The following is a 23,216-nucleotide window of genomic DNA, read 5'->3' on the forward strand; positions in this document are numbered from 1 at the left end:
TAACTTAATCTTTTTATAAAAATATGCCGCGTATTATTGATAATATTGAGTCCCATTTATTGCCAATTTTACGCGAAAGTTTATTAGTGGCCCAACGCGCTGATTTTTGTGTGGGTTATTTTAATTTGCGCGGTTGGCAGTCCATTGATACCTATATTGATCACTTTCTCGGTGGTGATTTGTCCTGTTGTCGTCTGCTGATTGGTATGCAGCAAGCACCCCAGGAATTACTACAGCAATCCCTGTCTTTATTGAAGCGATCAAATAATATAGATAAGGCTACTTCTGCTCGTTTAAAAAAACAAATTGTTCAGGATTTTTGCCAACAATTAACTTGGGGAAATCCTAGCAATCGAGATCAGGCAGCTTTGCAACGTTTGACCAAACAAATTCAATCGGGTAAGCTAGTAATTCGCTTATTTTTGGGCTATAATCTCCATGCTAAATTATACCTTATTCATCGACAGGATGTCAATAACCCAACGGTGGGATTTTTGGGTAGTAGTAATCTAACTTTTGCGGGATTACAACAGCAGGGAGAATTAAATATTGATGTCCTTGACCACGATGCTTGTGCCAAATTACAAAAGTGGTTTAATGATCGTTGGTTTGATGCTTGGTGTTGGGATATATCCTCGGATATTGTCAATGTGATTAACGAAAGTTGGGCCCGGGAAAGTCTTATTCCTCCCTATCATATCTATTTAAAAATAGCTTACCATCTTTCCTTTGAAGCGAGAGCCGGTTTAGCGGAATACAAAATTCCCCGACAGTTTGATCAAGACTTACTAGATTTTCAGAAATCGGCCATTAAAATTGCCGCTCGTTATGTGCAAAGACGCGGTGGGGTACTAATTGGCGACGTGGTGGGGTTAGGAAAAACGCGCATCGCTTCCATTCTAGCATATATTTTGCAGGAAGACTACGATTTAGAAATCTTAATTATTTGTCCGAAAAATCTCCTAACTATGTGGGAGGATTACAGCTATAAATACAAATTAAGAGCGAAAATTATCCCCTTAAGTCAGGTTATGCAGGAATTACCCAATCTGCGGCGCTATCGGGTAGTAATTATCGATGAAAGTCATAACCTACGCAATCGGGAGGGTAAACGTTATCGGGTGATACAGGAGTACATTAACACCAATGAAAGTCGCTGTATTCTCTTGACTGCGACTCCCTACAATAAAAACTATCTTGACCTGTCCAATCAACTGCGTTTATTCATTCAAGAGGATACTAATCTCGGAATTCGTCCCGAAAGACTACTAGAATCTCTGGGAGGAGAAATCGAATTTAATCGCAGATACCAATCTCCGGTTAGGTCCCTAGCAGCCTTTGAAAAAAGTGACTCTCCCGACGACTGGAGAGACTTAATGCGTCTCTATATGATTAGACGGACTCGCGGTTTTATCGAAAATAATTATGCTACAGAAGACGAACAGGGTCGTCGGTATCTAAAATTTGCTGATGGGTCGAGGGTTTATCTTCCCCAACGACAACTAAAGACAATCAAGTTTGACCTGCAAGACTCGGTTTATGCGCGTTTATATTCGGAAGCAGTGGTGATAACCCTCAACGGATTGAAGTTACCCCGTTACGGATTGGGAAATTATCTAATTAAAGGATGCAAAGGGACAGGAGAGGAAGAAACCATCTTAAAAAGTCTATCCCGTGCGGGTAAAAGATTAATGGGTTTTTGTCGGACGAATTTATTTAAACGTTTGGAGAGTGGAGGGTATGCTTTCCTGCAATCCCTTGACCGTCATATTCTCCGTAACTATATTTTCCTTCATGCCATGGCCAAGAATTTACCCCTTCCCATCGGGAGTCAGGATCCAGCTTTGTTAGACACTCGTTATCTGGATGAGGATTTAGTCACTCAGGGAGAGGATGAAAGTATAGAAACCGAGGAGACTGGGGGGATAACCGGGTTAGAAAAAGAGTATCAAAAAAGAGCCGAACAAGTGTATCAAAAGTATAGCGGTGATTATCGCAAGCGCTTTCAGTGGATTAACACCGAGGTGTTTAAACCCGCATTGAAAAAAGACCTAAAATCCGATGCCTTGGCTTTAATAGCATTGTTGCAAACCTGTGGGACCTGGCAGCCGGAGACCGACGAAAAGCTAGAGAAGTTATGGCAGCTGTTAGAGGAGAATCATCCCAGAGAAAAGGTGTTAATTTTTAGCCAATTTGCCGATACAGTCAGTTATTTAGTCACTCAGTTGCAAAATCGGGGAGTGGATAAGATTGCGGGAGTGACGGGAAACTCTGCTAATCCTGCGGAAATGGTCCATCATTTTAGTCCCCGCAGTAATTCTCAGCAAGTGGGGGAAGAAATACGAGTCTTGGTTGCGACGGATATCCTTAGTGAAGGGTTAAATTTACAGGATTGTGCCATTATCGTTAATTATGACCTACCCTGGGCAATTATTCGCCTGATTCAACGGGCCGGAAGGGTAGATAGAATCGGTCAAAAAGCAAGTCAGATTCTCTGTTATTCCTTTTTACCTGCGGAGGGAGTGGAGAGAATTATTAAACTGCGGACGAGACTATCTCAAAGACTGCGAGAGAATGCTGAGGTGGTGGGGACTGATGAGATATTTTTTGAGGAGGAGATGGATAACCAGACTTTATTGGATCTGTATCATGAAAAATCTGAGGTTATCGATGAAGAGGAGGATCAAGAAGTGGATTTAACCTCGGAAGCGTATCAAATTTGGAAAAATGCGATCGAAGTTGACCCTAGTTTAAAACATACCATAGAGACTCTGCCGCCGGTGGTTTATTCTACCCGTTGCCATAGTGGGACAGCAACCCATCCGGAGGGAGTCATGGTTTATCTAAAAACTGCCGGGGGGAATGATGCTTTAGCATGGATTGATAAGCAGGGAAATAGTGTGACTCAATCCCAATTAACTATTTTACGGTCCGCTGCCTGTCATCCCCAAACCCCGGCCATTCCCCCCCATCCCCAACACCATCAATTAGTACAAAAAGGTACAGAATTAATTGCGGAGGAGGAAAACAACTCCGGATCTAAATTGGGACGATTGACGGGAGCAAAATTTAAGACCTATGAGCGCTTAAAAAGGTATTCTCAAGATAGTAAGGATGATCTGTTTGCTCATGAGGATTTATGCAAGGCTCTCGACCAATTGTATCATTATCCCCTTAGACAGTCGGCTCTCGATCGCTTAAATCGTTGTTTAAGAACCGGCATCAGTGACCAACAATTGGCAGATTTACTGGTATCTTTATATCAAGATGACCGTCTCTGTATTGTTCACCCACAAGAATCCACCCAAGAACCTCAGATTATTTGTTCCTTGGGTCTATTTCAACCTTCTTAAGTCCCCCTTATCAAGGGGGATTTAGGGGGATCAAACCAATTCAAGTCCCCCTTATCAAGGGGGATTTAGGGGGATCAAACCTTTTGCTATATTAAATGTATCTCCAATCTCAGCGAAGCGAATTGGATTGGTTCATAATTTATCGATATTTATCCATTATGCCCCTCAACTTCTCCCGGACTCGTGACTTATTATCTAACTTCCAATTTGGGGAACTGTTTATCGAGGAATTGGGATGGTCTCATCCTCGCACAAAAAAAACTGTTAGTATCACCGTTGACAATCAAGAATATCCCTGTCAACGAATTGCGGAGGTGTCCGGAGTAGCAGTATTAGAGGTGACAACTACCGATATACCCGATGCGAAACTTCGTCGGGACATTCACCAGCAAGTTATCGAAAGAATTGCCGAAAATCTGCTAATTTTCGTCGATGGGGGACGGACACGCAGTTTATGGTACTGGGTAAAAAGAGAGGGAAGTAAAAGTTATATCCGTGACCATCTTTATATAAAAGGACAACCGGGAGATTTATTTCTCGGTAAACTAGCGGAATTAGTCCTCGATATCACCGATTTTGAAGATGGGGAACCCTCCGTGGTGGAGGTGGCCCATCGCTTACAAAAAGGTTTCGATATCGAAAAGATTACCAAGAAATTTTATCAGGAATTTCAGCGAGAGCATCTACAGTTCCTCCCCTTTATCCAAGGAATCGATCGAGAAAGCGATCGAAAATGGTACACTTCGGTTATTCTCAATCGTTTAATGTTCGTCTATTTCCTGCAGCGCAAGGGATTTATCGATAACGACTTCAACTATCTGCAAAACCAATTACAAGCAAGTCAACGACGCGGGAAAAATTTATTTTATCGTCAGTTTCTGCAAACCCTCTTTTTCCAAGCATTCGCTAAACCAGAATCCCAACGAGATGAGACAGTAACTGCATTGGTGGGAAAAGTCAAATATCTTAACGGAGGATTATTTCTCCAACATCCCCTCGAAAATATTTATCAAAACATTTGTATTGATGACCAAGCATTTGAGAATATCCTCGATTTATTCTCCCGTTACTCCTGGAATCTTGACGACACTCCGGGGGGAAGCGATGACGAAATTAACCCCGATGTCTTGGGATATATCTTTGAAAAGTATATCAACCAAAAAGCTTTCGGTGCTTACTATACCCGTCCGGAGATTACCGAATATCTCTGTGATAGGACGATTAATAAATGGATTGTCGAGAGAAGTAATCAACATTATCCCCGCAAACAATTTGCCAGTATTTCTGAACTACTAATTAATCTCGATTCTCCCCTCTGTCAGCTTCTGATTGAAGATATTCTTCCCCAGCTTTCTATTTTAGACCCTGCCTGTGGTTCCGGTGCTTTTTTAGTGGCTGCGATGAAGACATTAATCGGAATTTATAGCGCGGTGATTGGGACAATTGAACTACGGGGAGACAGTAAATTAAAACAGTGGTTAACAGAGGTAAGAAAATCCCATCCCTCCCTCGGATATTACATCAAAAAAAGAATTATTTCCGATAACCTCTACGGTGTCGATATCATGGAGGAAGCAACGGAAATCGCAAAACTGCGTTTATTTCTCGCTTTAGTTGCTGCCGCACAATCGGTGACAGAATTGGAACCCTTACCGAATATTGATTTTAATATCATGTCGGGAAATTCCCTCATCGGGTTAATTCGCGTGGACGAAAAAAGTTTTAATCTCATGGGAGAGGAAAACATTCTGCAAACCCTCACCGCGCAAAATTATCAGGCAATTCTCGCGGAAAAAAATCGCAGTATTGAATTATACAAAGAACACGCTTTTCGGTTGGGAGAAGTAGAGGGAACCCCCCAAGAAAACCGTCTCCAGATGTTACGCAATCACATCGAGGATGTCAACCGCGAATCGGTGCAGAAATTAAACCAAATTCTCTTAGATGAGTTTAGCGGTAAGTTGTCAATTAAGTACGAATCCGCACAATTAACGGGAAAAGCAAAGAAACGTTTATTAACTCTTTCTGATATGCAATCCCTGAAACCCTTCCACTGGGGTTATCACTTCGATAAACTGATTACAGAAAAAGGTGGTTTTGATGTGATTATCACCAATCCCCCTTGGGAAGTCTTTAAACCCCAAGCGAAAGAATTTTTTTCTCAGCATAGCGACTTGGTGACTAAAAATAAAATGGACATCAAGACGTTTGAAAAGGAACAGAAAAAACTATTAACTAATCCCGAAATCGCTCAAGCATGGTTAGAATATCAAAGTCAATACCCCCACGTTAGTCTCTATTTTCGTTCCTCGGAACAATATAAAAATCAAATCTCTATTGTCAATGGTAAAAAGCAAGGGACGGATATTAATCTCTATAAGCTTTTTGTTGAACAATGTTTTAATCTCCTCCATCCCCGGGGAGAATGTGGAATAGTTATTCCCAGTGGAATTTATACCGATTTAGGAACCAAGCAACTGCGGGAAATGTTATTTTCTCAGACAAACCTGACAGGATTATTTTGTTTTGAAAATCGTAAAACAATTTTTGAAGGTGTAGATAGTCGCTTTAAGTTTGTCATTCTAACTTTTGAGAAAAATAAACAAACTCTTTCCTTTCCTGTGGAATTTATGCGTCACGATGTTGAGGAATTACAACGTTTTCCCCATAAAGATAGTTTAGTAATTAGCGTCGATTTAATCCGCAAACTATCCCCCGATTCCCTCTCGGTAATGGAATTTAAACAAGATATAGATATTCATATCGCTGAAAAAATGTCTCGTTTTCCCCTGCTAGGAGAAACCCTTCCCGATACATGGAATCTCAAGTTAACATCAGAATTTCACATGACTAATGATAGTTATTTATTTAAAACTGAACCCGCAGAAGGAAGACTACCCCTCTACGAAGGAAAAATGATTCATCAATTCACCCATCGGTATGCTTTACCGAAATACTGGTTAGATGAAAAGGAAGCAAGACAAGCTTTATTAAAACGCGGTGAAGTCGATAAAGGTCAAATCTTGGACTATCAAACCTATCGTTTAGGATTTCGGTCAGTTTCATCAAGTACAAACGAACGCTCTTTAATTTCTAGTCTGATACCTAAATCAGTTTTTTGCGGAAATTCGTTATCTATTAGTGAGTACGAACAAAATAATTTTCAAGAAAATGAGGCATTCAAATTTTTCATTGTTACCATTTTAAACAGCTTTTTAATTGATTGGATGCTTAGACAAAAAGTTAGTCAAAACCTAAATTTTTTCTACATATATCAACTACCTATCCCCCGATTAAAAGAGGGAGATAAATACTTTCAGGAGATAGTAGAAAATGCGGCAAAATTGATTTGTACCACAGAAGAATTTGAGCAATTAGCGAAAGAAGTGGGGATAGGTTCCCATAAAAATGGAGTAACAGAAGAAGCAGAAAGAATGGCAATTAGAGCGAAATTAGATGCAATAGTCGCCCACTTGTATGAATTAACCCTAACAGAATTTCAACATATATTAAGTACCTTTCCCCTCGTCCCCGAAAGCGTCAAAATTGCCACCCTCAAAGCTTACCAAAACCTGTTACAGTAATTAGTAATAAGATGTCTGCCACGAATAGAGAAAAAGGTATTATACTAAATCCAGTTATTAAAAACCGATTATTTATTCTCCGTTTTGCATGAGTGCATGAGTAGAAAACGGGTTTCTCGGAGAAACCCGTTTTCTGTGCGTTACTCAAAAAACCCACTCCCCTATACTTTTTAAACAGAATTTGGTATAATTGGTTTATAATTTTTAGAGATGTTTAATAAACTGAAAAATACCATCGAATAACTAATTATGTTAATTGGTAAATATTTAACCCTAGAGGAATTATCTACCTGTTCCCAAACCTATCAAAAGTATGCAGCCCAAATCGATCCCTATCCAAAAAATCCTGAAACCATAACCGCTTGGCAGAATCTTACTCACTTTATTATCGATCCAATTATTGACAATTTTGGTCGAGAAAAATTCCAATTAACCTACGGATTTTGTTCCAATGATCTCAGAAAACTTCTCCAAAAAAAAGACCCAATCACCGGCTTAAAAAACGGGAGAATCGATCCCAGTCGTGATCAACATTGCGCCCACGAAATTAATCAAAAAGGTCAATATTATTGTCAGCGATTGGGGGCAGCCTGTGATTTTCGGATTATCGACTTAACTAGCGATCGCCTGATAGATTGGATTTTAAACCAAAAATTACCCTTTGACTCTCTCTATTTTTACGGAATTAATCGCCCGATTCATATCAGCTACGGACCGCAACATAAACGAGATTTATGGACTTTTACCCCTAAAGGAACACCGACCAAAAAAGGTTTAGAATCATGGTTAGAAGCGGCAAAATCGATCGATTCTGAAACAAAAAAATCCCCCGAAATAGGGGGATAACCAAGACCTAAAACCGTCCTCTTTTAGATTTCTGGTTCCTGTTCGTCCTCATCGTCCCCATCAGCTGGTTCCGTGGGGAAAGGAACCGAACCCATATCTAATTTATCCCGCAATAACTTCTCAATTTCCGCCGCTACTTCTGGCTTTTCTTCGAGATATTTAACGGCATTATCGCGACCCTGGGCAATATTTTCGCCATTATAGCTATACCATGCCCCTTTACGAGTAACCACGTTAGTTTGTTCGGCCATATCCAGCATACAACCCACTTGGGAAATGCCCTTACCGAAGATAATATCAAATTCAGCAATCCGGAAAGGAGGCGCGACTTTATTTTTAGCCACCTTAACCTTAGCCCGAATTCCGTATTCTCCTTCCGTGCCTTTTTTCAAAGTTTGAATGCGACGGATATCTAAACGTACCGAGGCATAAAATTTTAAGGCCGTTCCTCCGGTAGTCACTTCAGGATTACCGTAGGTGACACCGATTTTTTGCCGCAGTTGGTTGAGGAAAATCACCACACAACCGGATTTACCAATATTACCGGCAATTTTTCGCAGGGCTTTACTCATCAAACGGGCCTGTAAACCCACCTGATTATCCCCCATTTCCCCTTCAATTTCCGCCCGCGGCACTAAAGCGGCCACCGAGTCGATGACGACGATATCCACGGCCGAAGAACGCACTAACTGGTCAACTATTTCTAAGGCTGCCTCCCCCGTGTCCGGTTGTGCCACCAGTAAATTATTGATATCTACCCCTAAAACATCCGAATAGGTGGGATCTAAAGCGTGTTCCGCATCGACAAAGGCCGCCACTCCCCCGGCTTTCTGCACTTCTGCGATCGCATGGAGGGCTAAAGTGGTTTTTCCAGAACTTTCCGGCCCGTAAATTTCGACGATGCGGCCCTTCGGTAAACCGCCACCCAAAGCCATATCTAGGGTTAAAGCACCACTAGGTACGGTTTCCACCCGCATGCGGGTGGCGTCTCCCAAACGCATAATCGAACCCTTGCCAAAGTTGCGTTCGATTTGATTTAAGACTAAACCTAAGGCCTTATCTCGATCGGAATTACTTGTCATTGTCGCCATTAATTTTCTCCCCAGTTTTCTTAAGTAGTACAGGAGTATGCAAAGATTGTAGCCTGTTTTGATCTTGATCCCCAAAAAGTTAGAGACTTTTTCCAGAATGGTGATCAAAAATCAAAAGTTTTGATTTTTACAGCCAAGGCCGGCTCATCTGTTCTAATTGCGTCACCTCTTGCGCTTCTAAACTCCATCCTAGGGCCCCGGCATTTTCGATCGCTTGGTTGGCAGTTTTTGCCCCCGGAATGGGAATCACATCTCCTTGGGCGATTAACCAATTGAGGGCGACTTGTGCGGGGGTTTTTTGGTATTTGGCGCCCAATTCTTGCAGTACCCTTAAAATTGGGGCTATTTTCTCCAAACCTTCTTTTTTGAACCGCGAGTCATTTTTCCTGGCTCCATCGGGCAAATTCTGGCTTTCTGGGCTATATTTACCCGTCAGTAATCCTTGAGCGAGGGGGCTGTAGGCGAGGATGGTGACACCTAATTCCTTGGCCGTGGCTAAAATTCCCTTAGTTTCTATTTTGCGATACAAAAGCGAATACTGCACCTGATTGACCGCTAAGGGAACCTCTTTTTTCGCCAAAATCTGGCTTGCTTGACGCATTTGCTCGGCGGAATAATTACTTACGCCCACGGAACCAATGCGGCCGCGTTTTACTTCTTCCCCTAGGGCATTGATCAGGGTTTCTTGGCTAATTAGGAAGGTGAAGGGCCAATGTACTTGATAAAGAGCCATTTTATCGGTTTTTAGACGGTTTAAGCTGTCGGTAATGGCATTATGCACCGCATTCGCCCCAAGACGCCACGGTACGGGGGCAAACTTGCTGGCAATATCGATGGGAATATCGGTCTCTTGGGTAAATTTTCCTAAGAGTCGTTCCGATTCCCCCAGTCCATAGACTTCGGCCGTGTCAAAAAAGGTGATTCCTGCCTCTACTGCCGCTTTAAAGGCCGCTTCTACCTGATTAGCTCCGTATTCCTTGCCATAGTTCCAGAATATTTTATCTCCCCATGCCCATGTCCCGATGCCCAAGGCACTGACGGCAATTCCTGTTTGTCCGAGATTAGCGGTTTGTCTAGTCATATTCCCTACAAAGGTGGCAATTTTCCACTTTTTCGATGATCTTATCCCATTTTTTTTTTATTCGTAGCCCTCACCCCCCCTTGTCTCATCTCCACCAGCAATTTAAATACGCGGGCAGCTCATTTAAAATAGCTTAATTAAGAAAATATAAAAAAATATAATTAATAATTGTGTATGGATTATGAGTTACATTAATCACTCAACCCCAAAAACACATCTCCGTAATTTCTATGAGAGCAAGTGAGATACTAGATTTATATGCCAAGGGCAAACGCAATTTTACAGGAGTCAACTTAAAAGGACAGTGTTTTCGCAGAAAGGATTTATCGGGGGCTAATTTTAGTGAAGCGGATATCCATGGCACTAATTTTCAAGGGGCCATTTTAGAGGGAACTAAATTTACACAGGCCAAAGCAGGATTACAAAAACGCGGCCATCTACAATTAATCTTAATTTCTTGGTTAATAGCGGCTATCTGCGGTTTTTTCTGGGGATTAGCTGGTTATTATCTAGCTTTAATGCTGGTGACAGATGTAATGGAATTTAAAATCATTGCTGCCTTGATCATCACGATTTTATCACTAATTTACGGAATATTTTATCGTCAGCGAGTTGGGGGATTGCCCTTAGTCTTATCCTTAATTTCTGGTCAAACAATCAGTTTTATTCTAGCAATTTTAATCAGCTTAACTTTAAGTTTATTAACAGTAATTATCTTAGTTGATCAAGCATCAGTAGCTGTAGTTAACTTAACTTTGCCTATAGCTTTAATTGTTGGTATTTTTGGAACTTGTTTCACCGCTTATATGGCCTGGTTATCCCTAGAAGAATCGAGAGAAACGATCACAAAATCCCTGGCCATTGCTTTTTTAGTCAGTAAAGGCACAAATTTTGGGGGGGCAAATCTCAAAGAAGCTGATTTCACGGCAGCGCAGTTAAAAGCCACTGATTTAAGGGCAAAAGATTTCACTAGAACTCGATTTTATCTGGTATCGGGTATCGAGCGAGCGCGCTGGGAAAAGACAATTCTGGCCGATACTGCTACCCGAAATCTTCTCGTTACCGGTCAAGGGGAAAATAAAACTTATATTGGCTATAATTTTCGTGGACTAAATCTTTGCAGAGTTAACCTCAAAAATGCCAACCTCACCAGAGCAAATTTCAGCGAGGCAAATTTAGCCCAGGCTAATCTAGAAGGGGCGAATTTAGCCCATACTAACGTGATGAGAGCCAATTTACAGGGAGCCACCCTGACGGGTGCTTGTATCGAAGCTTGGAAAATTGCCGAAAATACCAATTTAGAAGGGGTTGATTGTGATTATATCTATTTGGTTGAGTCCGAGCGAGAGCGCCGTCCTTGCCAGGGCAAATTTGCGGCAGGGGAATTCCAGCAATTGGCACTAGAGCAGCGAAAATTGTATATTAACGGAACCTAGGAATTTTGACCAGAGATTTCCCTAATCTTACTGATTCTTTACCTAAAATGTCGGATGAATGCCCCCGTTATCCTTGTCGCCACTTTTTCCCCGTGATTCCCAAAACCTACTTAAACAATAGCTTATTTTTCTTAGCCATCTTGTTAACATCCCTAACTTTTACGGATTTAGCGATCGCTATTGACTGGCATCCCCAAGGATTTGCTTGGGAAAAATCCCTAATGCTATCTATTCATCAAACTACTAATTTAAACCTAAACTTTTTGGCCATAAAACTAACGGGATTAGGCACTTATTGGGGAGTGGCTCCGATACTAACAATTTCACTGCTGATTTTTGCCCTCAAAAAATACTGGTATGGGTTCGCTTATCTGCTTGTAACTATGGCGGGAGGTTGGGCCATTAGTTATAACCTAAAAATTCTTTTTCATCGGAATCGCCCGCAATTTTGGCAGTTATTTTATCCCTTACCCGATGATTTTGCCTTCCCTAGCGGTCATGCTTTATTTAGTTCCCTGTTAGTCATTTCTTTACTGATCCTATCTTGGAGAACGCGCTGGTTTTTCGGGGTAGTTTTACTGGGGATTCCCTTCCTCTTAGTTATTGCTTGGACTCGTCTTTATTTAGGGGTTCACTTTCCTAGTGATATCCTTGCCGCTTGGCTTTTAGCGATCGCTTGGTCTATCCTAGTTCATCTCTGGTGGCAACAGTTATTAGAGACACCCAAGGCGATCGACACCCAAGAGGAAATTAATAATTAGTTGACGACTTGCTGCAAAAAAAATATCACGTTATACCTAAATTTACAGTACCACGGATCTGCCCGTCGCCACCGGGCCAGAAAAAGCGGTCTGAAGTCAAGTTTCTCGGTTTATACTCGTTGTGTTTAACCATCTTGCCCAAGATGGTTTTTTTGCGTAGCGCAAAAAAATCGACAGGGATAATCCCCGCCGACGTTGTGATCAGAGGTGCCAACACCAGCATTTCGCAGTGTACTCCGACCCAAAAAGTATTGTAAAACAATTTAAATACATATATAATTAAAAATAGCCAACAAGTATAAAGCAAGTGGGATTATGCCGATCGCAAGAGACATCACCCAATTGGTAGGACGGACTCCCCTAGTCCAACTGAATCGAATCCCAGTAGCAGAGGGAGTAAAAGCCCGCATCGTCGTCAAACTAGAAAGTATGAACCCCGCCGCCTCGGTTAAGGATCGCATCGGGGTCAGTATGGTGGAGGACGCGGAAGCCGCCGGACTAATTCACCCCGATAAAACAATTCTGGTGGAACCCACTTCCGGCAATACCGGCATCGCCCTGGCCATGGTAGCCGCTGCCAAAGGCTATCGCCTAGTGCTGACTATGCCCGAAACCATGAGTTTAGAACGACGGGCAATGTTAAAAGCCTACGGAGCGCAATTAGAATTAACCCCGGGTAGCCAGGGCATGAAAGGAGCGATCGCCAGAGCCGAGGAAATAGTCGAAAACATCCCCAACGCCTATAGTTTGCAACAGTTCCGCAACCCGGCCAACCCGAAAATTCACCGAGAAACCACCGGCGAGGAAATCTGGGCCGATACCGATGGTCTGGTAGATATCGTTATCGGTGGCGTGGGAACCGGGGGAACCATTACCGGTATTGCCGAAACCATTAAACCCCGTCGTCCCCAATTTCAAGCGATCGCAGTTGAACCCTCTAATAGTCCCGTGTTATCGGGGGGACCCCCCGGTCCGCACAAAATCCAAGGCATCGGCGCCGGTTTTATCCCAGCCATTTTCCGACCGGAATTAATCGATGAGGTGATTATCGTCGATGATACAGAGGCTTTCGCCTACGCGCGACGGTTAGCTCGTCAGGAGGGACTACTATCGGGCATTTCGGCCGGGGCTGCTTTATGGGCGGCGATTCAGGTGGGCAAAAGACCCGAAAACGAAGATAAATTAATCGTCATGATTCAGCCCAGTTTTGGGGAACGTTACCTCAGCACGGCCCTGTTTAAAGACCTCGAAGATATCGACTAATAGGACAATAAATTGATGGAATTTGCAACGAGGGCAATTCATGGGGGGCAAGAACCAGACTCTAGCCATGGGGCGGTAACGGTTCCCATTTATCTCGGAAGCTATAACACCGGCTTTACTACGATTATCGATTGGGATCGAGAATAGGAACGATTTAAAGCGGGATCTGGAAAAGGCTTTGATTGGTTAGGCGAAGTTTTCATCTCATTTGTTAGGTTAAGCAATGTTTTTTGACTCGGAAGATTGGCAAACGATTATTTTTCGGCTGAGTATGGCTATGGCCGTCGGCTGTCTGATTGGTTATAACCGACAGCGAGGCGGTCGTCCTGCTGGATTGAGAACTTTTATCATCGTTAGTCTCGGGGCTGCCATGTTTGTCATGATTCCCCTACAAGCGGAGGGAGATGTGGGTTATGCGTCTTCTAATGCTCTCAGTCGTACTATTCAAGGGGTCGCTTCTGGTGTCGGTTTTTTAGGGGCGGGAATCATCCTACAACAATCCCATCGGGAACTAAATAAGGTACAAGTGAAAGGTTTGACTTCGGCGGCGACTATCTGGTTAGCGGCAGGATTAGGCGCGGCTTCTGGCTGCGGTTTATGGCAGATGGTTCTCGTGGGAACTTTTTTCACTCTCTGCACTTTAAGTGGCATTAAACGACTGAAGAAAAAACAACCTTTAGCCAAATATATTAAGGGTCGTAAGAAAATATCTCGGATCAATCAAGAAATAGACTCATCGGATAATTCAGCACCTCATTAATGAAAGAAGTAATAAAAATTAATTGTTATTAAGAGAGCAAAAGCTTTTAAATAATGACTTTTGGCTCAAAAGACTTATCTTTTTATTCGCAATTTATTAAACAAAAATATAATGAATTTTTTATGAAATTTTCTGTATATAAACAAAATAAAAATATTTTATGTGATAGCATTTAGAGAGAGTAACTAATTTTTCTAAACAGGAGAAAATCCAAGTATGATCAACCGAAATAAGAGCTTTCAGAGCCTCAAAAATCAAGTTTTCCCGCTGCTGATTTTCCTCTTAACTGTCACTTTGCTCCTCGGGGGAAGGGGAAATGCGATCGCCTTGCCCCTACTCCCCGAACCGTTGGCCGTCATCGACCGTGCAACAGCAACGGGTGGCACTGTGGTGGAACCAGTCAAGAAAAAAAATGAGGTTTCTAGCCCAAAAATTCTGGAAGATGCCCAAATTGCCTATGAAAAAGCCATCCAAGCTGCAAAATCGGCTATCGATGACCTAAATGCTCAACTGGCCGCTCCTTCTCTCGACAAGAAGATTATCGAAGCTCAACAGGACAACCTAGAGGACTTAGCGGATAATATTGACGATCTAGGGGAAAAAGTGAGTAAATTGACGAAAAAATTGACCAAATCCGGGGCTAAACTCAGTGAAACCCTGCAAAACAACCTTATTACCCTAGAAAATAGCCTTGTTAATACCTCCGAGACGATCGATATCTTAGCCGACGACACCGAACAACTCAAAGACAATGCTTCCCCTTTCCTGAAAACTCGCGTAGAAAAAACCATCGATGCGGTTAAACAGACTCTACAGGAAAGCGATCGAGCTTGGCAAGAACTGATCTCCTCGGCCACCACGGAACTGGAGAAGACTAACACCCCGAAATAAATAGGGCTTGTAAGGGCATAAAATCAGTCTTTTTTGGGGTAATTATCGTTTTTACCCCAAAATTATCAAAAAAACCTTAACTCGTCTAAAAAGCCTCTTTTTCGAGGACATTGTGCTTTTGACTAGCTAAGTACCTCATCACAATTAATTACCAATCATGACGCTTACCTATCAACCACCAACCCCCCATCGCTGGCACTTTGATAATCGGGCAATTTTGCCCCTTAGAAACCCTAATTTCTGGAAAATCGAGAGTGGAGTAGTGAAAACCTCCACCTGGTTAGAAGATGGAACCCTAATCGTCTTGGGATTGTGGGGACCTGGCAATTTTGTTGGCAAAACCCTAGAGAGAGTCAATCCCTATCAAGTTGAGTGCATCACTCCAGTGCAAGCAGTTTCCTTTTCCACAGTTGAGAGTTATCAAATGGCAGAAATTCTGCTGTCTCATCTTCAGCAAGCACAAGAACTAAGTATTATTCGTAGCTACAAACGTACTGATGTTATGGTTGTGAAATTACTGTCATGGTTAGGCAATCAATTTGGTAAACAAACCGGTACCGGACAATTAATTGATGTGCGTCTAACTCATCAGGATATCGCTGACTTATTAGGGACCACTAGAGTCACAATTACCCGCGCACTTAATCATCTTGAACAACAAGGGGCCGTGGAACGTCTCCCCGTCCATCGTCTTCTTTTACGAGAGGAGGACATCTGGCACTACGAGATTTAGAATGGGAAGGATTATCTCTTTTTTCAATCTATGAATTGGTTAGTAGCCCTTTTAATTACTAGCGTGACGAGTTTTGTAGCCACAAATCTTGATGATCTGATGGTGCTAATGTTGTTTTTCTCGCGACTTAATGCTAATTTTCGACCTCGACACCTGATTGTTGGTCAATACCTCGGTTTTACCCTGATTCTCCTAGCTAGTTCCCTCGGTTTACTATTTGGGTTACTGGTTTCTAAAGAATGGATTGGTCTATTAGGATTTATTCCTCTAATTATCGGCGTTAAACAACTTTTATCAAGGGAAAATGAGGATTATATTCAAGAAGTAAGAGCAGATGTTAATTGTTCTAAAAATCGCTCCTTTATTCCTCGTTTTCCCTCCCAAACCTATTACGTTGCTGCCGTGACCGTGGCTAATGGTGGTGATAATATTGGTATCTATACCTCTCTTTTTGCCAATAATTCCCCGATGCACGTCTTAATTATCATGATAGTTTTTTATCTCATGATGGGTATTTGGTGCATCCTAGCCTATTTTTTGATTACCCATCCCAGGATAGCTAAAGTGGTTACAAACTACGGACATAAAATTAGTCCTTTTATCTATATTATTCTAGGGATTTATATCTTAATTGACAGCAAATCCTATCGTTTATTTTTAATGTATTAACCAAGAATGCCTAAAAATCGCCTTTTAGCTAGACCAAGTAATATCTTTTTTTTGTTATTAATTGTGGCGATTATTTTTAATCCTTTCGTGATTGTCAATGCGGGAGAAAGAGGGGTTTTAATGGTTTTTGGACAGGTGCAAGATCACATACTTAATGAGGGTATTCACGGGATTATTCCGGTTGTTAACACGGTAAAAAAACTAAGTGTGAGAATCCAAAAACAACAGATAGCGGCCGAAGCTTCCTCCAAAGATCTACAGGAAGTATTTACGGATGTGGCCCTGAACTGGCATATTTTAGCATCAGAAGTTAATAATATTTTTCAACAAATTGGCGATGAAGCGGCTGTCATCGAACGAGTCATCGATCCAGCAGTGGAGGAAATTCTTAAGGCAGTTATGGCTAAATATACCGCCGAAGAATTAATTACTAAACGGGAGGAGGTGAAAGGAGAAGTGGATATTCGTTTAACCGAAAGACTGAAAAATTATCATATCGGTGTCGATGATATTTCTTTGGTTCATGTCAACTTTTCCGATCGCTTTACCGATGCGGTGGAAGCCAAACAAATTGCCGAACAGGAGGCCAAAAAAGCCGGTTTTATGGTGCTGAAAGCCTTGAAAGAATCGGAAGTAAAAATCAATCTGGCTAAGGGAGAGGCGGCAGCTCATCGCATTCTCCAAGATTCCTTAAGTCCAGAAGTTTTACAGAACAAAGCGATCGAAAGATGGGACGGTAAACTTCCCCTATTTATGGATGATAATCTGCTTAAGTCCCTTGAATTGGTTAAAGATAAGCGAAAAACTAGATGATAAAAACAATTTATTAAAACCAGAAGAAAGAATACTTGATTTTATTGAAGTTCACTGCGAGGAACTCCTCTATGCTGTGTAAATCCCGAAAGACAAAGCAGAAATTTAACCCCGATTACTGGCGAGATCATTCGGCCAACGAACGCACCTATCTGTCTTGGATGCGCGCTTCCATCGCTTTGATGGGTTTTGGTCTGGTCATTTTGCGTTTACGAACAGCATCTTCTGCATCCCTAGGATTAGGTTGGTTGTTGGGTTTTGTCTTCGCTATGGTGGGATTATTAACCGTTGTCATCGCCACGCGCCGATATTTTCTCATCCGGCGAGCGATCGATAATAATAGCTACAAACCCGCTCAAGTCTGGATTATTTGTTTTAGTATAGCGATCGCTTGTCTAGGGTCAGGAATTCTCTATTTTGTCGCCACCAGTCCCGATAGCGGTAGAGTGGAAAGCATCGGTTTCGATTAAAACCCCACCCTCGCAGGGAGCGGGATGGGGAAAAATTGCTCGATACAGGTGGTAAAATCCAGATAACTACTTAAAATTGCCCATTTTCCGACCTTTCCCAGGAAGGGGCGAAAGGTGGACAAATCAAAGGACAGGCGCGCCAATGACTGTGGACAGGGACTCCCAAGCGTTGACAATAGCCATTTCCTCTCCCCTGAAACCTATAAAACCGACAGTAACGACAGGTGGAGGAACAAGTGGCAACTTTCGGGAGAGGATTTCCCGTGGTTTCGATCGCTGTTAGTTTTGGGGATAGGGTGGAAATGGTGTCTAGCAAGGAAGTCTCCAAGGCTAACGGGGTTCACTAGCGACTCTTACCGTACCTAGTCCCAAATTATGTCACAGTCGCCCATCCTCCCGGAGTATAACGGTTGACACGCCCCTAAAAAATTGAGGAAATCCCTTGCTGCCAGACCTATTCCACCACAACACGCTTAGAAAAGCCCCAACTTAAGGAGGCCGCCACCATCATTAATACCATCCACTCTGGCGGTAAATAGGTTGGTTGACAAGCTTTTAACAACAATCTTCCCCCTACCGCTAAAACCGTCAGATAGGCCGCATCTTGTAGGTAAACAAACTCAGCTAACCACCTGACAAATAAACCGGTCAAAAATCGTAGGGCTAACATTCCCAAAATACCACCAGTCAGGAGAATCCAGAATCGATCGGCTAGGGCGATCGCTGTTGTCACACTATCGAGGGAAAAAGCCAGATCCGTAAAAGCAATCAGAACAATAACACGGCCAAAAGATTCTATGGCGAGATTAGGGGCAAAATTTTGGTCTTCTATGTCTATATCTAAAAATTTCTGGCAAAAATGCTTACCCGCTAACCAGAGCAGATAAATAGCACCCAGTACCTCCACCTGCCAAAATTTAACTGTCCAACTGGCACTGACTAACAGGGCAACTCTTAACACAAATGCCCCGACTAATCCCCAGTTTAAGGCCTGGCGTTGTTGTCTGGGGTCGGGAAGTTCTCGCACCAAAGCGGCCAGGGCGACGGCATTATCGGCCGATAGAATAGTTTCTAAGACTGCCAGGGTGAGAATAGTGCCGCAAGTGGTTAGAGAGAGATTTTCAGCTATATCGAGAATTTGAACGGACATATAATTATATTTTTACTCCTATCACGTTGTAGATGCGTCTTGGTATTTCCTGCTAGGATTCTTGACTATTTTTTTGTCAGTATCAATCCAAGGTCAAGTTCTTGAGCTTGCGATCGAGGGTGAGATTGCTGACAACACTCTCCTTGACTAGGATTTTGACCAGACAGTATCATCTTAGGTACGGGACAAGCATAAAAGCAAATATTCTTAATTGTCGTTTTAATAAATAAAAGTGATGAAAGGGCGAGGAAGTTTCCCAGCTTTCCATAAAGCAAATTTATGGATTTGAAAACAAAGAATATTTGTTTTTATTAAAGCCATTGCCTAGAGTGAAAACAGAGACTGAAAAAGATCACTCAAGGAGATCAAAAACGATGAAACCGACGCTACTGACAGCCTTCTGTCTATTGCTACTGACAGTTTTTTCTTGCTTCCACCCTGCCATCGCTAGGGCCGTTACCACCACTGACGGCGCACCGGCAAAAATTACTCTAGTCGAGCCAGCGGCCGCCGGGGATAATCGGCAAAAACTACAGGCAACCAACGCCTGTGTCGGTTGTGACTTTAACGGAATTAGCCTCAAAGATTTAAACTTGTCCTCGGCCAATCTAGAAGGAGCAAACCTCAGCCAAACGGATCTAGAAAGAACCAACCTACAGGGTGCTAACCTGAAAGGGACTGACCTACGGGGAGCCGACCTCGGCAAAACTCTCCTAGCGGGGGCCGATTTAAGCGGGGCCAATCTCTTAGGTGCAGATTTAGAAAAAGCCAACCTGCAAGGGGCAAACTTAACCAACGCCAATCTGCAAAAAGCTGACTTAGAGAAAGCCAATCTCACTAATGCTCGGTTAGACGGTGCTAACCTACAAGATGCCGACGGTGAAGGCGCGATCGGTGTCGATCCCAATCTATTCTAAAAAAAGTTTTTATGGCAGAATCAAGTTTTAGCGGTTTTCAAGGAGAGCAATATCTATGGAAATTACTCCTTTTTCTCAGCGATCGCTAGATGGGGAGGGATCGGAAATGCTGCTAGACTTTAAAAAAGCCCATCAGCAAGATTTAAAGGCAATTGCGGAGATTTTGGCAATAATTAGTCACCAATCACCAGAAAAGGTAGAAATTCTCTTGGATACAATGCTAAAACAACTGATAGAGCCAAAAACACCTTTTTACGAGACGGCAACACCGACGGAACGAGCGCAAGCTTTTCGGGATTGGGCAAGTAGTCACGATCGAGGCAGCGCACTTTTATCCGACTATGCCGTAAGTCGCGATAGTATCTTTGACGATGAGTGCCTGTGACTTTGTGCGGAACCTGATCACACCATGTATGGCGATGCTGTGGGTGCGACAAGTCTATTATTGGGACAAGGAGAAAAACTCTATATCGCACCACAGAATTTAATCGAGTTTTGGAACGTTTACACCCGTCCAATTAATAGAAATGGTTTAGGACGCACAGTGGCCGCAGCCAAGGCTGAAATCGATCGCCTAAAGTCACTTTTTCCCATTATTGACGATCTGCCCGCTATTTATCCCGAATGGGAACGCTTAGTCTTCACCTATTCAGTCAAGGGTGTGCAGGTACATGATGCGAAGCTAGTAGCAGCCATGTGCGTTCATGACCTTACACATATTCTGACCTTTAATGTTGACGATTTTAGCCGTTACCCGGAAATAATCGCCGTTCATCCTGCGACCGTCAGGTGCTAACAATAAGGGTGACTTTTAAGCAAAAACGCGAGCATCCCGAGGACGAACATAAACTTGCTCCCCGACTTTGAGATGCAATTGAGCCAGTTGTTCTCGATTAAGATGGGCAATCAGGAGAGAGCGATCCGGTAGAATTAATTCCACATCGATCGCCCAACCCAGATGGATAATGCGCTCGACTTTTGCCTCAATGCTAGACCCATTGGGAGAAGAGAGAATTTCTAGATCGTGGGGACGAATAAAAATCTTGACTCCGTTACTACCCCCCCAAGCTGCCCGAATAGTGCAGCCGAGGTCGGTGGCAAAACATTCACCCGGCCGATAAAACTCATCACAAAAGGGGAGGCAGGATGATCGTACACCTGATCGGGAGTTCCCACCTGTTCGATTTTACCCTCATTGAAAATTACGATCTCGTCGGCCACTTCCATGGCTTCCTCTTGGTCGTGGGTGACAAAAACACTGGTGACATGGACTTCCTCGTGTAACTGTCGCAACCAAACTCGTAGCTCTTTTCTAACTTTGGCATCCAGGGCCCCAAAAGGCTCATCTAATAATAATACTTCCGGTTCCACCGCTAAGGCCCGGGCTAGGGCAACCCGTTGACGTTGACCCCCGGATAGTTGGGCTGGATAGCGATCGCCCAATCCCTGCAATTGAATTAAACTCAAGAGACTGTCCACTCGTTTTTGAATGTAGTCGGGGGCAGCTTTGCGAATCTTTAAACCGAAAGCGATATTCTGACGCACCGTCAGGTGTTTAAAAAGCGCATAATGCTGAAAAACAAAGCCAATCTTCCTTTTTCTGACATTTAAATGGGTTGTGTCTTTGCCGTTGATGATAATTTTGCCTGTGTCGGGGGGTTCTAATCCTGCGATCGCTCTCAGGAGAGTGGTTTTTCCCGAACCGGACGGCCCCAGCAGTGCCACCAGACGATTCGATTTGATCTCTAGGTTGATGTTGTCTAAAGCAGTAAAGGCGCCGAATTGTTTCGATACTTGCTCGATGATGATACTCACGGTGGCTAATCCTCTGGCAAAAAATGTATAGGGTTTGACCGTATTTTAACTATGATTTAATCTTAATCGTATTAAAATACAATTACATTTTACAGGATAGCAAAAAAATTAAGTTTTGATTCGGGAGATTACTGGTTATAAACAGAGACTAAAAAGATTAAACAGCGATAAAAGCTTACTGTTACTGTTTTTTACGCTTTTAAATGCTTAATTCACTAATTTTGTCCCCTAACCACCAGAAACGCAGCGGAGAAGAGAGACAACTGAGGCAAAAATGGACTATTCTTTATTGACAATATTTAGCTTTTTTATCGGAATTATCGTGGGATTAACGGGAATTGGCGGTTCATCCTTGATTACACCCCTATTGATCTTTGTATTTCAGGTTCCCGCTACCACCGCAGTGGGTTCCGATGTGGTAGCGGCCGGGTTGATGAAAGTGGTCGGCACCGTTCGTCACTGGCAACAGCAAACGATCGAGTTAGAGGTGGTAAAATGGCTAGTAATTGGCAGTGTACCCAGTTCTCTGTTAGGATTAGTCGGTTTTCGCTATTTTCAGCAGAATAGCTCCCTCAATCTCGATCAATGGTTGCCTCATATCATCGGTCTTGTCTTGATGATCGTGACTGTCCTAGCGGCCCTGGAACTACTAATCTCCTTATTTTTTCCCGATTTGTCCCCTTGGTCCTGGCCAAAATTAGATTTAACCACTCGCTCTGGTCAGATAAAAACAACGGTATTAGGGGCAGTTTTAGGCTATTTGGTCGGTTTAACCAGTATTTCCAGTGGTTCCTTATTTGCATTGGTCTTGATGACCTTTTTTCACCTTGATTCTCGCAAATTAGTTGGTACAGATCTATCGCAAGCGTCCATCCTCTTAACCTGTACTTCCATCGGTCATCTGGGATTAGGAACAGTCGATTGGAATCTGGTACTTCCCATCTGGTTGGGTGGAATACCGGGGGTAGTAGTGGGAGCAAGATTATCGGAATATTTCCCCAAAAATGCCCTAAAAATACTGCTTTATACGGTTCTAGTCACGGTCAGTTGGCGCTTACTTCAACCCACCTAATCTCCAAAGTTCACTCGAAGGTCATCATACTACCCATCAACAGATCGGGACTGGTGGCGACAAAATAGATAATTCCCGCACCGAGAATAACGATCGCTAAACTAAATAGTAGCACCCATCGATCGGCTGGTTCGTAGGTATCTTCATCTATATCTCGTCTGACTGTAAAATAATGGGCTGTGGTCAAAAATACGGTCAATAAACCCACCAAAGCAAACATTAAGCCTAATTTCCAACCGTAACCGGGACGAGGAACCAGGGGAGGATGAAAGGCCCGTAAGCGCAGAATAACCATACCAAAACCCATTAATGCGATCGCTGTTCGCATCCAAGACAGATAGGTGCGTTCATTGGCCAGATGATCTCGGACTCGATTTGGGTTGACTTTTTTCGGTTGACTGCTAGTCTTGGTTTCGGTCACTTGCGATTTGAGAAAAAATAACATGATCGGGATGACTAAGGTTCAGTTTTAAATCGATCGCTTGAGAAGATAATGTTATTGTATGGCAGT

General features: G+C 42.9%; 23 protein-coding genes and 1 pseudogene. 18 read left to right on the plus strand and 6 right to left on the minus strand.

The window, feature by feature from the left end; all coding sequences use genetic code 11:
- Nucleotides 1–23 precede the first annotated feature (23 nt).
- From MiAbW_RS07425 to MiAbW_RS07435, 3 genes are all read left to right on the plus strand, one after another.
- Nucleotides 24–3,353: a helicase-related protein gene (locus tag MiAbW_RS07425; RefSeq protein ID WP_151695575.1), complete on the plus strand. Its 3,330-nt coding sequence runs from the start codon at nucleotides 24–26 to the stop codon at nucleotides 3,351–3,353.
- 158 nt (nucleotides 3,354–3,511) lie between these two features.
- Nucleotides 3,512–6,937 (plus strand): Eco57I restriction-modification methylase domain-containing protein, encoded by a 3,426-nt coding sequence (locus MiAbW_RS07430; protein ID WP_151695652.1) that lies wholly within the window; start codon nucleotides 3,512–3,514, stop codon nucleotides 6,935–6,937.
- 249 nt (nucleotides 6,938–7,186) lie between these two features.
- Nucleotides 7,187–7,783: a hypothetical protein gene (locus MiAbW_RS07435; protein WP_151695576.1), complete on the plus strand. Its 597-nt coding sequence runs from the start codon at nucleotides 7,187–7,189 to the stop codon at nucleotides 7,781–7,783.
- Nucleotides 7,784–7,806: 23 nt separating this feature from the next.
- Here the strand turns inward: MiAbW_RS07435 and recA are convergent, their stop codons facing one another.
- Nucleotides 7,807–8,874, minus strand: a complete 1,068-nt coding sequence (gene recA, locus MiAbW_RS07440; RefSeq protein ID WP_151695577.1) for a recombinase RecA — start codon at nucleotides 8,872–8,874, stop codon at nucleotides 7,807–7,809.
- Between the two features lie 127 nt (nucleotides 8,875–9,001).
- Nucleotides 9,002–9,955: an aldo/keto reductase gene (locus tag MiAbW_RS07445; RefSeq protein ID WP_151695578.1), complete on the minus strand. Its 954-nt coding sequence runs from the start codon at nucleotides 9,953–9,955 to the stop codon at nucleotides 9,002–9,004.
- Nucleotides 9,956–10,185: 230 nt separating this feature from the next.
- On the opposite strand from MiAbW_RS07445, the gene MiAbW_RS07450 reads away from it, so the two are divergent.
- The 11 genes from MiAbW_RS07450 to MiAbW_RS07495 all read left to right on the plus strand — a co-directional run bounded on the left by MiAbW_RS07450 (nucleotide 10,186) and on the right by MiAbW_RS07495 (nucleotide 17,751).
- A complete protein-coding gene (locus MiAbW_RS07450; RefSeq protein WP_151695579.1) occupies nucleotides 10,186–11,391 on the plus strand; it encodes a pentapeptide repeat-containing protein in 1,206 nt (401 codons plus the stop codon).
- Nucleotides 11,392–11,483: 92 nt separating this feature from the next.
- On the plus strand, nucleotides 11,484–12,152 hold the full coding sequence (locus tag MiAbW_RS07455; protein ID WP_151695653.1) for a phosphatase PAP2 family protein: 669 nt from the start codon (nucleotides 11,484–11,486) through the stop codon (nucleotides 12,150–12,152).
- A 315-nt stretch (nucleotides 12,153–12,467) separates the two neighbouring features.
- Nucleotides 12,468–13,415 carry a cysteine synthase A gene (cysK, locus tag MiAbW_RS07460; protein ID WP_151695580.1) on the plus strand — a complete coding sequence of 316 codons (948 nt, stop codon included), beginning with the start codon at nucleotides 12,468–12,470 and terminating at the stop codon, nucleotides 13,413–13,415.
- A gap of 15 nt (nucleotides 13,416–13,430) precedes the next feature.
- Nucleotides 13,431–13,562 carry a hypothetical protein gene (locus MiAbW_RS20430; RefSeq protein WP_274596522.1) on the plus strand — a complete coding sequence of 44 codons (132 nt, stop codon included), beginning with the start codon at nucleotides 13,431–13,433 and terminating at the stop codon, nucleotides 13,560–13,562.
- On the plus strand, nucleotides 13,552–13,605 hold the full coding sequence (locus tag MiAbW_RS20655; RefSeq protein ID WP_265795845.1) for a hypothetical protein: 54 nt from the start codon (nucleotides 13,552–13,554) through the stop codon (nucleotides 13,603–13,605). Before MiAbW_RS20430 ends, MiAbW_RS20655 begins: the two co-directional genes overlap by 11 nt.
- 33 nt (nucleotides 13,606–13,638) lie before the next feature.
- Nucleotides 13,639–14,175: an MgtC/SapB family protein gene (locus tag MiAbW_RS07470; protein WP_151695581.1), complete on the plus strand. Its 537-nt coding sequence runs from the start codon at nucleotides 13,639–13,641 to the stop codon at nucleotides 14,173–14,175.
- 216 nt (nucleotides 14,176–14,391) lie between these two features.
- Entirely contained in the window at nucleotides 14,392–15,066 is a 675-nt protein-coding gene (locus MiAbW_RS07475; protein ID WP_151695582.1) for a hypothetical protein, read from the plus strand.
- Nucleotides 15,067–15,223: 157 nt separating this feature from the next.
- Nucleotides 15,224–15,799, plus strand: a complete 576-nt coding sequence (locus MiAbW_RS07480) for a Crp/Fnr family transcriptional regulator (RefSeq protein ID WP_151695583.1) — start codon at nucleotides 15,224–15,226, stop codon at nucleotides 15,797–15,799.
- Between the two features lie 30 nt (nucleotides 15,800–15,829).
- A complete protein-coding gene (locus tag MiAbW_RS07485; protein ID WP_151695584.1) occupies nucleotides 15,830–16,468 on the plus strand; it encodes a cadmium resistance transporter in 639 nt (212 codons plus the stop codon).
- Nucleotides 16,469–16,474: 6 nt separating this feature from the next.
- Nucleotides 16,475–17,281, plus strand: a complete 807-nt coding sequence (locus tag MiAbW_RS07490; RefSeq protein ID WP_151695585.1) for a prohibitin family protein — start codon at nucleotides 16,475–16,477, stop codon at nucleotides 17,279–17,281.
- Nucleotides 17,282–17,352: 71 nt separating this feature from the next.
- A complete protein-coding gene (locus tag MiAbW_RS07495; RefSeq protein ID WP_151695586.1) occupies nucleotides 17,353–17,751 on the plus strand; it encodes a YidH family protein in 399 nt (132 codons plus the stop codon).
- Between the two features lie 70 nt (nucleotides 17,752–17,821).
- Here MiAbW_RS07495 and MiAbW_RS07505 read toward each other — a convergent pair whose 3' ends face one another.
- Nucleotides 17,822–18,067 carry a hypothetical protein gene (locus tag MiAbW_RS07505; RefSeq protein ID WP_238707214.1) on the minus strand — a complete coding sequence of 82 codons (246 nt, stop codon included), beginning with the start codon at nucleotides 18,065–18,067 and terminating at the stop codon, nucleotides 17,822–17,824.
- Between the two features lie 138 nt (nucleotides 18,068–18,205).
- Nucleotides 18,206–18,901 (minus strand): TerC family protein, encoded by a 696-nt coding sequence (locus tag MiAbW_RS07510; protein WP_151695588.1) that lies wholly within the window; start codon nucleotides 18,899–18,901, stop codon nucleotides 18,206–18,208.
- 374 nt (nucleotides 18,902–19,275) lie between these two features.
- Here MiAbW_RS07510 and MiAbW_RS07515 point away from each other — a divergent pair, with 374 nt between their 5' ends.
- From MiAbW_RS07515 to MiAbW_RS07525, 3 genes are read left to right on the plus strand one after another with little or no spacing between them, the layout of a single operon-like run.
- Nucleotides 19,276–19,818 carry a pentapeptide repeat-containing protein gene (locus MiAbW_RS07515; protein ID WP_151695589.1) on the plus strand — a complete coding sequence of 181 codons (543 nt, stop codon included), beginning with the start codon at nucleotides 19,276–19,278 and terminating at the stop codon, nucleotides 19,816–19,818.
- A gap of 55 nt (nucleotides 19,819–19,873) precedes the next feature.
- Nucleotides 19,874–20,203: a hypothetical protein gene (locus MiAbW_RS07520; protein ID WP_151695590.1), complete on the plus strand. Its 330-nt coding sequence runs from the start codon at nucleotides 19,874–19,876 to the stop codon at nucleotides 20,201–20,203.
- Between the two features lie 24 nt (nucleotides 20,204–20,227).
- Entirely contained in the window at nucleotides 20,228–20,614 is a 387-nt protein-coding gene (locus tag MiAbW_RS07525) for a type II toxin-antitoxin system VapC family toxin (protein WP_147073090.1), read from the plus strand.
- A gap of 15 nt (nucleotides 20,615–20,629) precedes the next feature.
- Here MiAbW_RS07525 and MiAbW_RS07530 read toward each other — a convergent pair.
- Nucleotides 20,630–21,633: pseudogene (locus MiAbW_RS07530) on the minus strand (sulfate/molybdate ABC transporter ATP-binding protein).
- Between the two features lie 274 nt (nucleotides 21,634–21,907).
- Here MiAbW_RS07530 and MiAbW_RS07535 point away from each other — a divergent pair.
- A complete protein-coding gene (locus MiAbW_RS07535) occupies nucleotides 21,908–22,705 on the plus strand; it encodes a sulfite exporter TauE/SafE family protein (RefSeq protein WP_151695591.1) in 798 nt (265 codons plus the stop codon).
- A gap of 10 nt (nucleotides 22,706–22,715) precedes the next feature.
- Here the strand turns inward: MiAbW_RS07535 and MiAbW_RS07540 are convergent, their stop codons facing one another.
- Nucleotides 22,716–23,150, minus strand: a complete 435-nt coding sequence (locus tag MiAbW_RS07540; RefSeq protein ID WP_151695592.1) for a YidH family protein — start codon at nucleotides 23,148–23,150, stop codon at nucleotides 22,716–22,718.
- Between the last annotated feature and the right edge of the window lie 66 nt (nucleotides 23,151–23,216).

Source organism: Microcystis aeruginosa NIES-4325, from assembly GCF_008974145.1.
GTDB classification, from domain to species: Bacteria; Cyanobacteriota; Cyanobacteriia; order Cyanobacteriales; family Microcystaceae; genus Microcystis; species Microcystis aeruginosa_G.